General features: G+C 31.1%; 11 protein-coding genes and 1 other annotated feature. All 11 genes read right to left on the bottom strand.

Features of this window, described 5'->3' with window-relative positions; translation table 11 throughout:
- Positions 1-66: 66 nt before the first annotated feature.
- Positions 67-1293 (bottom strand): hypothetical protein, encoded by a 1227-nt coding sequence (locus tag N5B56_RS02870; RefSeq protein WP_147585405.1) that lies wholly within the window; start codon positions 1291-1293, stop codon positions 67-69.
- A 3-nt stretch (positions 1294-1296) separates the two neighbouring features.
- Positions 1297-2394, bottom strand: a complete 1098-nt coding sequence (locus N5B56_RS02865) for a hypothetical protein (RefSeq protein WP_147585404.1) — start codon at positions 2392-2394, stop codon at positions 1297-1299.
- A gap of 59 nt (positions 2395-2453) precedes the next feature.
- Positions 2454-3557 carry a tetratricopeptide repeat protein gene (locus N5B56_RS02860; RefSeq protein ID WP_260978347.1) on the bottom strand — a complete coding sequence of 368 codons (1104 nt, stop codon included), beginning with the start codon at positions 3555-3557 and terminating at the stop codon, positions 2454-2456.
- 345 nt (positions 3558-3902) lie between these two features.
- Positions 3903-4649 (bottom strand): Rpn family recombination-promoting nuclease/putative transposase, encoded by a 747-nt coding sequence (locus tag N5B56_RS02855; protein WP_118564984.1) that lies wholly within the window; start codon positions 4647-4649, stop codon positions 3903-3905.
- A gap of 95 nt (positions 4650-4744) precedes the next feature.
- Positions 4745-5617, bottom strand: a complete 873-nt coding sequence (locus N5B56_RS02850; RefSeq protein ID WP_117908453.1) for a phosphoribosylaminoimidazolesuccinocarboxamide synthase — start codon at positions 5615-5617, stop codon at positions 4745-4747.
- A 177-nt stretch (positions 5618-5794) separates the two neighbouring features.
- Complete coding sequence (locus N5B56_RS02845; protein ID WP_117908450.1) at positions 5795-7321, bottom strand: sodium:solute symporter family protein; 1527 nt, start codon at positions 7319-7321, stop codon at positions 5795-5797.
- A gap of 241 nt (positions 7322-7562) precedes the next feature.
- Positions 7563-8864 (bottom strand): GGDEF domain-containing response regulator, encoded by a 1302-nt coding sequence (locus tag N5B56_RS02840; RefSeq protein WP_178515818.1) that lies wholly within the window; start codon positions 8862-8864, stop codon positions 7563-7565.
- A 582-nt stretch (positions 8865-9446) separates the two neighbouring features.
- Positions 9447-10340, bottom strand: coding sequence for a fibronectin type III domain-containing protein (locus N5B56_RS02835; protein ID WP_118564981.1), 894 nt, complete (start codon positions 10338-10340; stop codon positions 9447-9449).
- Between the two features lie 175 nt (positions 10341-10515).
- Positions 10516-12504 carry a 2-isopropylmalate synthase gene (locus N5B56_RS02830; protein ID WP_117908443.1) on the bottom strand — a complete coding sequence of 663 codons (1989 nt, stop codon included), beginning with the start codon at positions 12502-12504 and terminating at the stop codon, positions 10516-10518.
- 150 nt (positions 12505-12654) lie between these two features.
- Positions 12655-12879 (bottom strand) — a binding site (T-box leader).
- Positions 12880-13124: 245 nt separating this feature from the next.
- Positions 13125-14417 (bottom strand): UDP-N-acetylglucosamine 1-carboxyvinyltransferase, encoded by a 1293-nt coding sequence (murA, locus tag N5B56_RS02825; protein ID WP_022089352.1) that lies wholly within the window; start codon positions 14415-14417, stop codon positions 13125-13127.
- A 275-nt stretch (positions 14418-14692) separates the two neighbouring features.
- Positions 14693-15469, bottom strand: coding sequence for a M23 family metallopeptidase (locus N5B56_RS02820; protein ID WP_260978346.1), 777 nt, complete (start codon positions 15467-15469; stop codon positions 14693-14695).
- Positions 15470-15495: the final 26 nt, after the last annotated feature.

Raw genomic sequence — 15495 nt, 5'->3', positions numbered from 1 at the left:
CTATTCGTCGGAAACATTTATAGAAAATGAACTTCGTTCATTTTGTTTCCTCCTGTAGTTACTTTATCAGCCTTTTAATTTTATAACATTCGACCATTTACTTGATACTTTTTTGCCATTTTTTTTATAATAAAATGTCCTTGCCTTAAATTGGTATTTTACTCCCTTTACTAAAGATTTCCTTGAGCTTGTTATTCCTACTGCTCCTTTTTTATTTTTCCTCTTCTTTAAATTTGTTGTTATGTTTATTTTTCGAAAATTTTTATATTTTCCGCGACCGTTTTTCATATAAATTTCTATACAAGTACTTTTATCAGATATAATTCCCCAATATATCTGCCAGTTTCTTGACTTCTTTTTTATTCGTATTTTAGGTTTATTTAATTTTGTTTTGTTTGTCTTAACATTGTCAACCTGTCTTAACATCCCTTCCACATCATCAGACTGTAATTCTTCACCATTTACAAAATTTGCAAAAATGTGATAATAATATGTCTTTCCTTTTTTGACATCATTATCTGTAAAAAGCGGCCAATTCTTTTTTCCTATCAATTCATATATTCCATCTTTTTGTTTTGATCTAAATACATAATAAGATTCCACTTTTCCCAAATCTTTCCACTCGATATTAAGTCCTTTGTTGTCCTGTGTATTTTCTATTTTATTTATTAATTGTTTTGTTGTAACTAAAGGATAATACAATTCCACTTCCACTGCAGTTCTAAGTTTTTCTCCATCTTTTCCAACAGTTGCAACTTCCACTTTATAATTAATACATCTAGAAAAGATATCAATTCGTAAATATCCAATCATTCTATTATTTACATTATACAGTTTAACACTATCTTCTAACTCTCCATTTATATATATTTTGCAATCATTAGTCCTATAATTGATAATGTTTGTTTCAAATGCGATTATTGCATATGCTTCTCTCTTTCTATCTGAATAATTTAGTACTATATTTTTTATCAAAACATTTTCATTATATTTATTTTTACAGCAAGAAAATTTATCACTTGTCCTAGTTGTATTCTTATATCCATAATACTTAACATTATATCTATATCCTAAATCAGGATTCAACTCATCATCTTGCTCATCATATATATTTTTACTAAAATATTCTAAAAATTGATTATCAGAATCAAAATACACTATATCATTTAACGCCGCACTACATTTGGTGCTAATTAATAATGAACCTATAATAACTAACATATATATATTAAGATATAGTATCTTATTATATTTTTTTATTATATATTTTAAACTTCTAGTTATATTTAGCATTTCCTATCCTTCCAAAAACAGTTGCAAAATTCCATTTTCTTCATCTTCCATATCTAAGGATTCCAATGCATCTTTTATATAAAATTCTACGTCTTCTCTTATTTCCTCAGATTCTCTAAGTCCTGTCAATTCCATAAGAAGACGTTCGCATTTATTTTTCATTTCCGGATTTTCTGTATATTGTGTCGCAATAGACATGTGATTTATCTGATAATATGGATTTGCAATATCAATATTTGCTAATACATATAATATTATACACTCTATCTTATCTTTAGGACATAGTTTTTCCATATTTGCATAATTTAAAAGCTGATTTATTTCGGGTCCTGTCATATTCAATTTTATTCCAAGTGCTATAAGCCTGTTTCTGTTTGGCACCTCTCCCCAGTTCTTTAAATTTGAAATCATCTTTTCAAATCCTTTGTCCAAATTTTCATCTTTTACAAGACTATGGTAAGAACCTCCTACGCTTTCAGCCTTAACGTATGATTCAATATAATCTATCAGTTTATAGTAACTATTAAAAAACTCTACTTCATTTTTTCTAATGAAATCAAAAAGTTCTTCATCATCTGACATATTTATTATTATTTGCTCAACATCTATTGTTTTATTTTTTGAATCATTTAAATATCTTCTTTTATTTTTTGTTTTTAATACATCCAGGAATTTTTCCTTCATATTCAAATAAGTTTCATACGCATTTACATTTTCGTCCTTAGGATAATGAGATATGACGTAAATGCAGATTGCATCTTCTAATGATTTAGAATACAGTTTAGGATATTTCCCATATCTTTGTAAAATAAAATTAATTTCCTGAAAATTATATCTTAATCCCATTCCAAATTTTATAAAACTTTCTCTGGATTTTGGCACTTTGTTACTTTTTGCCCATGATTTAATAGTATTTTTGCTAAATCCACATATTTTACCTAATTTTTCGTAAGATAGTCCATTGCTTAGCATTACATTATTTACATAATCTCTCCAATTCGAGTAGTACGGACTGTATTTATTAATTATTTCTTTTAATTCATCAGCCTCTTCACAGTTAATGACTTTAAAATACATTTCTGTAGTATTTACATGTTTCATTTTTTCTCCCTTTTTCCTGTCCATGAAAAATTGCACGCTTTCTTTTTTGTAAATTTTATTTATAAATTCTCTTTTTCACGAATTCTCTTGTACATTCTTTCAGCTACTTCATTCCCTTTATTCATTGCTTTTTTATACCAGAATTTTGCGTTTTCCATATTTATTTCATTATTTGTCTGATATAAAATCCCTAAATTTAAACACGCGACGTTATCACCTTGTTTTGCTGACATTTTTAATAATTCTTCTGCTTTTCTTATGTCTTTTTCTACACCGTTCCCATTTTGATAAAGATAAGCAAGATTATTAAGCGCCTTTGTATATTTCTTTTTTGCCGATTTTCTATACCATTTTACGGCTTCATTTATATTTTGAGGTACGCCACGTCCATTTTCATATAAATAACCAATTACAAATTCTGATTCTTTATTTCCATTATTTGCTTTTTTTATATTCTCTTTATATATTTTTTTATCTTTCTCATTTTTACGCTTATGTCTCTCAATATATTCAAGGCATTCCTTACGTAAATTTTCTATCTTCTGTTCCTGGATTTTTATACTGAACTTTATGTTCATACCATTTGCTACTTGTTTAAAAATAGTAACAATTTCGTATGCTTCATTATTTGTTTTTATTTCATTATTTATTAAATCAAACAGTAATATTTTTCCCTGTCCGACTTCATTAACACAAATTTCTTCATTATTTATGTAAATATTAAATCCGGGATATTTTTTTATTATATATTCTACGCATTCAGTTACGTTTTCCATGAGATTACATAGCCAGATTTTCTTTTCCTCTTCCGTATTGTCAGCCAAAGTAATATTTTCATCTAAAGCCATTTCAATCAATGTTGTAATCTTTTCTGTTTCAATAACTATTATCTGTCCTTCATTAAGCTTTTCTGTTGTCCATTGGTTGCACTTTACCAAATATTCTGTTTTTTTACTATCCTCGCATATTTTTTCTATTGTATCTTTTAAATATGCTTTTTCTTTTTCTAAATAAATTGCGATAAGGGACATTTCCATATTCTGCTTATCTTCTATTGTATAAACTACTGTTGAATTATTCCACAATGTCTGTTCAATCAATTTCTGTCCGTTATTTTGTGTATAATTTTTTATCTTTTCATCTAAAATACGTTGTACGTTCATTAATGTCCCCTTTCCTATGTTTATTATATCATATTTATATTCACAACAAGGCAGAATTCAAAATGAATTCTGCCTGACTTATATTACATTTATTTAAATCTCAACCATTGTTAAGTCCCCATTTTTGCTTTCTTTACTAATACTATACCAGATAAATTTTTTATTTTTTTCACAAACTGACCCCTGCATTTTTCTTACATATTTGCAAAAAAAAATCCGGAATTAGATTGCTTTATTCGCACCTCTAATTCCGGATTTTTTCGTTGTATAATATTCTTTTAATCTTTGTCTGTTAGAATAATAATTATATCAGGTTAATCACTCTTACATATAATGTTTCGCCCTTTACTCTATAATCTTATACTCTTTCATTAACTTGTTCTGATATTCAATATCTTTAGCAGATTTTTCTAAATCGTCATATCTTTTTTCTGCTAATAATATAGTGTTAAGTTTGTTTATATTCTCCTGACCCTTTGCCTCTCCAGCCTTCAATCCCTCTCTATATTTCAGATTCATCTCCATCTGTAACGACATATACTCTCGCCTCCATCTCGTATTTTTTCTGACTGCAATTACCTTTTCATCAATTTGTTTTGTCAAATCACTTTCCGGTTCTTTGCCATCAAAATATTCCAATAATGATTTCAGTTCTTTATTTATGCCTTTTTTATCCCCTTTTGTGTTTAAAAATATCTTATGCGTTCCATCATTAAGTTTAATTCCACAATCATCTATACATAAGTTTTCAAACTCATAAATACATTTGTTCTTTCCAAAGAAATCAAATGTGCAGATAAATATGACATAACTTTCTTTAAGTATATCATATGGCTCACCTTTTTCAATCATGTTTAGATCTATAACTCCCTGATAATATCTTGATCTTTTTGGTAATTCTTTATACGCTGTTGTCTGCATTTCAAGATTAAACACTGTATTATTATCATCCTCAACATATATATCTAATCTTATTCCTTTTGATTTTATTGTCATCTGAATTGTTTCTTCATAATCTACATATTCTATGTCTCTTATTTTTATATTTAATATGCTTTCTAACAATGGTTTACATAATCTCTTATCACTCATCACTTTTGCAAAAAAATCCCCATAAAATTCAATTATGCTTTTAAATCGCACAATCAAATTTTATGGGGATTTTAAAGGTTTATATACATATCAAACTATGCAAATTTTTCACCTGTTAATAATTCATATGCTTCTTTATATTTAGCAACTGTCTTTTCAACAACTTCATCCGGAAGAAGTAAATCATTGTCAGGGTTAGCTTTTAACCAGTCTCTTACGTACTGCTTATCAAATGAAGGCTGTCCCTGTCCCGGTTTATATCCTTCGAGTGGCCAGAAACGTGAGCTGTCAGGTGTTAACATTTCATCACCAATTACTACGTTTCCATTTTCATCTAAACCAAATTCAAATTTAGTATCTGCAATAATGATTCCTTTGCTTAAAGCATATTCTGCACATTTCTTATATAAAGCAATTGTGCAATCTTTAATCTTTTCTGCATATTCTGCACCTTTTCCAGGATATGCTTTTTCTAGTACTTCTACACTCTGTTCAAATGAAATATTTTCATCATGGAGTCCGATTTCTGCCTTTGTACTTGGTGTATAAATTGGTTCAGGCAACTTATCTGATTCTACAAGACCTTCAGGAAGTTTTATTCCGCAAACTGTTCCATTTTCCTTGTAACTTGCCCAACCACTTCCTGTAATGTATCCACGAACGATACATTCGATTGGAAGCATTTCTAACTTCTTACACATCATACTTCTGCCAGCAAATTTGTCATTCTGGAAAAATTCCGGCATATCTTTAACATCTGTTGATACCATATGGTTAGGAACAACATCCTTTGTATAATCAAACCAAAATTTTGACATCTGTGTTAAAACCGCACCCTTGTCTGTAATCTTGTTCTTTAAGATGTCATCAAATGCTGAGATTCTGTCTGTTGCAACAATAATCATATTGTCTCCATTATCGTAAATCTCACGTACTTTTCCTTCTTTTACCGGTTTAAATTCCTGCATTATTGTACTCCTCCATTTTCTTCTGCCCTTGTGTTGTTGAACAGTTTATTCTATTTTATGTATCTAAGCTTACGCTCACCATAAAATTATAAACAGAGATTTTATGTAAGTCAATGACTAAAGACTTTCTATATTTTCAATTTACCTGAATTCTCAAAAATTATTTTTATATTTTTATTAATCCAAAGCATCCTTTACAGGAACTTCTACCTTTTCTTCAAAGCATTCAAATAATTTATCTGTTTCTTCTTTTTTCATCTTAGGTGTTATTAAACTTATAACAGGTACAAGGATTAAACTTACAAGCATTGTAAATGCACCTGCATTAATTGGTGACTGTATGTAGCCCCAAATCATATTTGTCACAGTAACTATGATGCTGAAAATAAAACTTGCCCATACAGAAGCCTTTGTAACTTTCTTCCAATATAATCCATACATAAATGGCGCAAGGAATGCTCCTGCTAAAGCTCCCCATGAGTAACCCATAAGCTGAGCAATATTAGGAATACTATCTTTATTTAATGCGATAATTACTGAAATTGCTACAAATACTACTACGAAAATTTTCATAAGTAATACCTGTTTCTTTTCTGCCGTTTTCTTTAATACCGTTGTTCCCAAAAAGTCAATTGTAATTGTTGAACTTGATGTAAGTACCAATGAGGAAAGTGTTGACATTGAAGCTGATAATACTAACACAATTACAATACCTATTAATATATCAGGAAGTGTTGAAAGCATTGTAGGGATAATTGAATCATATCCACCGGTTGCAATATCAATTTTATCAGAGAATAATCTTCCAAATCCTCCTAAGAAATAACATCCACCTGAAACAACTACTGCAAATGCAGTTGAAACTATCATACCTGTCTTGATTGATTTTTCACTTTTAATCGCATAGAATTTACCAACCATCTGAGGAAGTCCCCATGTTCCTAATGAAGTTAAAATAATTACTCCTAAAAGATTTAATGGATCAGGTCCAAAAAATGATGCAAATATTCCGTCACCTGCAACTTTGATTACGTCTCCCTCTACAGGCACCTGTGCTGCAAGTTTTGACAATGAGCTGTAAAATCCACCCTGTCCGTTTAATACTGAATAAATAACTGCACAAATACCAAACAACATTACAATCCCCTGAATAAAGTCATTGATTGCTGTTGCCATATATCCGCCAAGAATTACATAAAGTCCTGTAAGTACTGCCATGATAATAACTACTGTACTATATGTTATGTCAAATGCCATTCCAAATAATCTTGAAAGACCATTATATACAGATGCTGTATATGGAATTAAGAATACAAATGTGATAACACTGGCTGCTATTTTAAGTGCATCACTGTTATATCTTTTTCCAAAATAATCAGGCATTGTCTTAGCATCTATATGCTGAGTCATAACTCTTGTTCTTCTACCTAATACAAACCATGCTAACAAACTACCAAGTATGGCATTACCAAGTCCAATCCATGTAGAAGCAATACCATATTTCCAACCAAACTGTCCTGCATATCCTACAAAAACAACTGCTGAAAAATACGATGTTCCATATGCAAATGCTGTAATCCATGGTCCTGCAGATCTTGAACCCAATACAAACCCGTTAACATCTGTGGCATGCTTTCTTGTATACACACCAATTCCAATCATGACTGCAAAAAATACAATCAATAATAAAACTTTAACTAACATTTTGTTCCTCCACTTTTAGTTACATACCTTTATCGTCGCTTTAAACCGTTACGCTTTAAAGCATTAAAGTTATTATCACATAACATCCTCTTTTTGTCAATAAAAAATCCCCGAAAAAGATTTGGTTATTGCCTCCTCTTTTTCGAAGATTTCATATTTATTTTCAGGATTTATTCAACTAATTATTAAAGCTTGGATTAAAATTAAAAATGAATATTACTAACTATATTATGGTTAGTATTTACTTTTCCTCATCTTTAATTATTCTTGATACTCTTCTTCTCACAATATCTTTTTCAATAGGTTCCATCATCAAATCAACAACGCCTCCCTGAATTGCTATCTTACACTGCTCGATATTGCTTTCCTTGCAAACTGCAATCTTAGGAATACCTGCTATATCCTTATTATTATCTAAATAATCCATAATTAATTTTCCATCATCTTCATCATTTGATAAATCCGCAATTATAATCCTAATTTCGCGCTGTTGCTTTATAACTTTATCTATTTCGTCTGATGAAATAACTTCAATCACGTTATATTTGCTACTGATTGCCTTATCTATCGCATGACATATGGTTCGGCTTTTACTGTATACAATAACGCTTTCTCTTTTTTCTTCATAAGTACCATAATCATCCACGCCATATTCATGGTAACATGCTTTACCATATTTCTTTGCTTCTGCTAAAGCTTTATCAGCTCTGTCAAATAATTCTTTATAATCATTTGTTCCATTATCAGCAAATGCTAATCCGACACTTACAGTAGTTCTTCCTTTAATCACTGTACTTTTCTTTACTTTAAATATTCTAATTATATCTCTTGCCTTTCTTCTGGCAATCTCTTTATCCGGAATATCATTTAAAAATACAACAAATTCATCTCCGCCAATTCGACCTATTATGTCTTCTTTTCTAAAGTTATCCTTCAATATTCTAGATACACGTTTTATTGCATGGTCACCAATCAAATGTCCTTCACTATCATTTATATATTTAAAATCATCCATATCAACAACAATAATTGCACCTATATGATTCTTATGTTCATAAAGCCGGTTATTAATTTTATTAACAGTTGTCATCTTATTATATAACCCTGTCATCTGATCAAGTTCGGAAAGTTCTGACAATTCTCTGTTTTTCTTTTGTATTTCTGCGTATTTTCTTGTAGCAATCAAAACATTGCTTACACGTGCCTTAATTACTTCCCTTACAAGCGGCTTTGTTATGTAATCATCTGCTCCATTTTTAAAAGCTTCGATTAAATTTGCTGAATCATTGTTAACTGTAACAATAATAACAGGAATATCTGCAAATCTTTGATCTAACTTTCTTTCCTTAAGAATATCCACACCTGTCATATCAGGTAACCAGTTATCCAATAATACAATATCAATATTATATTTGTACTCTTTTAAAATTCTAAAGCACTCTTCTCCACTTTGTGCCTCCAGAATCATAAAATCTTCTGCAAAATAATTAGCAATGATATTTCTATCAATCTCATTGTCATCTACAATAAGCATTGTATCCATTATTTAATTTACCTCCCCTATTTATCGAACTTATCTCTTCTCCTATATTTGGTTTTTCCCAAATGAAATAAAAAATCCGACACTCTTCCCTACAAAGTGCCGGTTTCTCTCTCATAAATAGTTTTATCTTCTAACTACATATAAAAATTGTGTTCAGTAATAATGTCTTCCCCAAAACATTTTGTTATATATGATAGTAGTGTATTATGTAAGCTTATTTAAAGCTATTTTCATTAATCTTACCACTTAAATAAAAACATTACAATACGCATTTTTATGAAAGTATTATTATTTTAGAAACGTTTTTATTATTTTTTATTTTATTAATAGTTAACAGTCATATTTTTTCATTATATAAATTTAATTAATTTTCCTTATACTAACATCATTAATTTTATTATCTATTTTCTTTCCATAAATTCCTAATATATTAAATTGTCAGTAGTTACTTTTCTTTTTTTAACAATTAAAAACACCGATATATTAACATCTAAAGATTAAATTCCTAATCTTATTAACATATCGGTGTTCTTATTAATTTTCAAATTCTATCATAAATTTGCTTTTATTATAAAATCTGTTTTATTTTTTTGTTTTAACTGTCTTAACTGACCAATCGCCATAAACTTCTGTTCCGCAGTAATTTGTCTTTGCGGCTCTTACCCTTACGAAGTACTTTGTGCCCTTCTTTAAGTTCTTAATAGTGTATCTCACTTTCTTAGCTGTAGCACTTGTTTTCTTCTTGAAGTTCTTATTTGTAGACCACTGAATCTGGTAATTCTTAGCCTGAGCTGCCTTTTTAAATTTTAAAGTAGCTGTTGCCTTTTTACCTTTTACTTTATTTGCCTTAAGACTCTTAACTTTAACTTTTCCTACCTGATTAAGTTTCTGTACTGTTGCTTTAACTGCATCAGATGTTACTGTAGAATCTGTTGTTGCAAATACTATCATATTTGTTGTTGCTAAGTTAATAACAAAATTAGCTTTGTTTGGGTTAGCAGGATCAATTGTTCCTGTTGTTGATGTAATTGCTGCAGGAAACTCAATGCTAAAGTTAAGTGTAATAGCTGATGTGTCGATTCCCATAGCTGAGTACATAGCAACTGACTCACTCTGTGCCAAACTTACTTCACTGTATAATGTAGTGCTTGTTACATAAGCATCACTTGATAATGCTTCTTTTACTACTTCACCAATCTTATCAACTGTTGATGAGTAAGTTTCTGTTGCTTCGTAAAATTCCTTGCCATCTTTTGTTACAACTTTCATTTCTTTTCCATCAGAAATATCTGAAGTTGTCAGTCCTGATGAAGTTAACCATGTATCCATGCTTGCTTTATCAATATCTACTGTAGCTACTGCAGATGCTGTTCCATCTGAATTAATCTTTACATTAGCATTTTCTGTCATACACCCTGTAAACATAACTGTTACTGCTGCTGTTACCGCTAAAACTTTTACCTTTGTTGATCTCATATATTTCTCTCCTCCTATAATACTGTAATGCCCCCTCCCTTCGGTCAGCGGCTGGTCGGCGAAAATATTTTAAGAAACGAACTTCGTTCATTTTATTTTCGCCTCTTTATTTGTTACTTATTATTGTATCATATTATATAATGATTACAACTTAAGAATCTCTTATTTTTCCCAATTATTTGCTGTTTCTGAACTGAACAGGAGTCATTCCATATTTTTTCTTAAACAATCTGTTAAAATGTTCAACATTCTGATAACCAACATTTTCTGCAATTGCTTCAACAGTCATGCTTCCACTCTTAAGTAAAGCTCTTGCCTTTTTCATTCTTACATTTTTAACGATATCACCAAATGTATTTCCTGATTTTTCTTTAATGTACTTTGATAAATATGGTTTTGACAAATGGAATTCATCAGCCAATTCATCTAAAGTTACTGTCAAATAATTTGTATGAATATAATTCATTATTTCATTTAATCTGTCATCCTTACAGGCATTTACTCCTACTTCACTTTCTAACTGATTCACTGCAACTGTCAAAGCCTGAATTGATGACTTAATAATATCAGCATCAATTCCAACACCCCAGAACATCTTACCATTATGACTGATTCCTACATATGATACAGCCTTTGATGATGAACCTCTTGATAATGAATGTTCTTCATATACTGACAATTCATAACTTATGTTAAAGTACTGCTTAAATGCATTACTTACGGCATCAAGTCTTCCGTTTCCTGTGCTCTTGATAACTCTGACTTTGTCATCATATGCAATTGTAACCTCAGCTATAATTCCGTCTTTCTGTTGGAAATGACATTCAGGTACGCTGAATACTGTATTATTTGTAATGTATTTATCTTCAAATATCTGGTATACCCAATTTGGTGATAATTCTTTATGCTCTTTATCTGAAACATCCTTAACTGTGTATCCGACTTCTTCCTTCATTCCATCCGGTAAATCCATACCAAAATTCTGTTTTAAGATGTAGCTTACGCCACCCTTTCCTGACTGGCTGTTAATTCTGATTACATCTGAATCGTATGCTCTTCCAACATCCTTAGGATCAATTGGTAAATATGGAACATTCCATTTTTCTGTATGACCTGCTTCTCTGTATGCCATTCCTTTTGAAATAGCATCCTGATGCGAACCTGAAAATGCAGTAAATACCAAATCACCTGCATATGGCTGACGTGGAGAAACTTTCATTCTTGTTAATTTTTCGTATGTTTCGCAAATATGTGGCATATCACTGAAATCAAGTTTTGGATCAACTCCATGTGAGAACATATTCATTGCTAATGTAATAATATCAACATTACCTGTTCTTTCACCATTTCCAAATAAAGTTCCTTCAATTCTGTCAGCACCTGCCAATAATCCTAATTCGGCATCTGAAACACCACATCCTCTGTCATTATGTGGATGTAATGAAATCGTAACTGCATCACGATATTTCAAATTCTTGTGCATATATTCAATCTGAGTTGCAAATACATGTGGTAAAGAATTTTCAACTGTTGCAGGAAGGTTGATTATAACTTTATTGTCAGGCTTTGGCTGCCATACATCTAATACAGCATTACATACTTCCAATGCATAATCTACTTCTGTTCCTGTAAAACTTTCAGGACTATATTCAAATGAGAAGTTTCCATCTACTTCATCAGCTAATTCTTTTAATAATTTTGCTCCATCTACGGCAATCTTTTTAATCTGTTCTTTTGACTTCTTAAATACCTGCTCACGCTGTGCAACTGATGTAGAGTTATACAAATGAATTACTGCATGCTTACATCCTTTTACAGCTTCAAAAGTTTTCTTAATAATATGCTCTCTTGCCTGTGTTAATACCTGAACTGTAACATCATCAGGAATCATGTTTCTTTCTATTAATGCTCTCATAAAATTGTATTCTGTTTCTGATGCAGCCGGGAATCCAACTTCGATTTCTTTAAAGCCCACTTTAACTAACATCTGAAAGAATTCTAATTTTTCTTCCAAGCTCATTGGTTCAATTAAAGCCTGATTTCCATCTCTTAAATCAACACTACACCAAATTGGTGCTTTTTCAATCTTTTCTTTCTTAACCCAATCAAATGTTGGTGTAGGTGGCATAAAATACTGTTTCTCATATTTTGTACAATCCATCATAGTTCTTACTCCTTCTAACCTTTAATAAATATATGTAACTTGCATCTAAATCTGTACCTTGATGTTTTTTAATTGATTTATTTTACTTTATTACATTAATGTAGCAAATTGTCCTATAACGTAAAAAAGCTCTATAATATCAAAAGATATTATAGAGACGAATCATCGCGGTACCACTCTACTTCATGTATAGACATGCCCTTACTGGATGCTCATGACATCCGCTCCCTTTAACGGTGGAATCCGTCCTGACCTACTAATATGTTCAGCCGGCTGCTCTAAGGCGAGTTCATTATATCACTCCTACTGTCTCACATCAACCGACAGCTTTCTGAAAGTCGCTCAATAATTACTGTTCCTCTTCTATGCATTTGTTTATGTTTTAACTGTGATAATAATAACATATGCAAATCTAGAATTAAAGTGACATTTTTAATCATTTTTATTGATATTTTTTAATATTTTGTATTTTATTTATCAATTTAGTTGATTTTTCTTTTTTATAACAATAAAAAACGCGTGCCTTCAAGTACGCTAACAATAAAGAAAGCTACCAACTTTAAATTGATAGCTTTCTTTATTATATAAATATATTTTTTAACCTAATACAATTATGATATTCAGCCTACTTTTAATTTAAATTTCTGAACATCTTTTTCACTGTCAACCTTTTCAATTGTTGCTCCAAGTCCTCTTAACTTGTCAGAGAAGTGTTCATAACCTCTCTTAATGTAAACAATATCTTCAACAGTTGTAAATCCTTCTGCTGCAAGTCCGGCAATTACTAACGCTGCTCCTGCTCTTAAGTCAGGTGCACAAACCGGTGCTCCTGTAAGACCATTTACGCCCATTATTAAAGCTGTATTGCCTTCAACTTTAATTCTTGCACCCATTCTGTTAAGTTCATCTACATATTTAAATCTGTTTTCAAAAATGCTTTCTGTTACTGTGCTGCTACCATTGGCCATTGCAAGTACAACTGCCATCTGTGGCTGCATATCTGTTGGGAATCCCGGATATGGTAACGTCTTAATCTGAGTATTTCTAATAAATTCTCCACCTTTAACTCTTACCGCATCATCGTATTCTGTTATTACGCAACCCATTTCAATAAGCTTAGCTGAAATGCATTCCAAATGTTTAGGAATAACATTCTTTACAAGAACACTTCCGCCTGTTGCTGCTGCTGCACACATAAATGTTCCTGCTTCAATCTGATCAGGAATTGTAGAATAAACTGTTCCGTGTAACTTCTCTACACCTTCAATTCTAATCTTATCTGTTCCTGCACCTCTGATATTAGCTCCCATACTGTTAAGCATATTAGCTACATCTACAACGTGAGGCTCTTTAGCTGCATTTTCAATAATTGTCTTACCTTGAGCCATTGAAGCTGCAAGCATAACATTAATTGTTGCTCCTACTGATACAACGTCAAGGAATATATGATTTCCTAATAACTTCTCTGCTCTGGCATCTACCATTCCATGTTCTGTATCAACTTCTGCACCTAAAGCTCTAAATCCTTTTATATGCTGATCTATTGGTCTGCTTCCTATGTCACATCCACCTGGAAGAGCTACTTCGGCCTTATTAAATTTACCAAGTAACGCTCCAATTAAATAATAAGAAGCTCTTATTTTCTTCATCTGTTCATATTCAACTACACATGATGTAATTGTGTCACCTTTTATCTTAACGCAGTGTCTGTCTACTCTATCGACTGTGGCACCAATGTTAGCAATTGCATCAATCAAATGATTAATATCACTAACGTCAGGTAAATTATCTATTGTCACTTCTTCATCAGTCATAATAGCCGCTGCTAATAAACCTAAAGCTGCGTTCTTAGCACCACTTATCTCCACTTCTCCATTGAGTGGTGTTCCGCCTTTTATAATATAACGTTCCATTATGCACCTCGGGTATTTATGTATATAATTGAGTTGTAAAAACTCAAAGCAAAAACCGACCGAAATAGTTTATCATCTAATTCACTAATTCGGTCTAACTTTAAAATTCTATTTATTTCTATCTATTATGTCACTTGTATGAGAATTAAATTCTAATACAATTATCCTTTGCTTCTTTACGCATAGACTAATTATAACACATTATCGCTCTTTGTAAACCGATTAATTCATACATTTTCACAATTTATTATATGTTTTTTTGTTGAAAATGTTACCTATTTAAGAAAATTAAGTGGATTTACATGCTTATCATTTTGTATTACTTCAAAATGAAGATGCGGACCTGTACTGTCTCCGGTATTTCCACTAAGTCCTATTATCCTTCCCTGTTCAACCGTATCACCTAAATTAATTAAGATTTTGCTTAAATGAGCGTATCTGGTTTTTAGTCCATTTCCATGATTTACCAGTATATTATATCCATAACTGTCACTTAAATATGCTTTTTCTACTGTACCATCTGCTGCCGCACATACGCTTGTTCCAACTTCAACTGCCCAGTCGTGTCCCAAATGTGTGGTTCTTCTGTCAACCACGTCTCCAAATACTGAAGTTGTCACTCCACCACTTACAGGTTTTCTAAGTTGTATCACAGTATTTGATACATTCTGTACTGAATTATCATCAGTTTGGTTTTTTTCATTATTTGCTGTCCTTCTCAAAGAATCTTTATTTATTGTATTTTTTAAAGACTCCTTATTTGCTGTATCTTCCAAATAGTCAGCTTTTTCACCTTTTATAGAAGATATTTTTGTATTGCAAATTTCTTTAACTGCGTCATCACTTTCTTTATGATTTTTAGCTAAATGTGTATCTGAGGTATCATTTGCCTGAATAACTTTTATAGTTTTATCATTTTCTGAAATCATAAAACTATATGCCCATGTTTCCATTATCATTTGAGAAAAATTAAACAGGATTATCATAAGTATTAAAATTCCTGCCACAACATATGATACTGCATGGCATTTGTTTATATACTTACTATTCATTTTTAATTGTAAACGCCTCCAAATAA

Source organism: Eubacterium album (assembly GCF_025336545.1).
Lineage (GTDB): Bacteria > Bacillota > Clostridia > Lachnospirales > Lachnospiraceae > Eubacterium_U > Eubacterium_U album.
The sequence above is the reverse complement of the archived record's forward strand: the minus strand, read 5'-3'. Positions and strand labels throughout refer to the sequence as shown.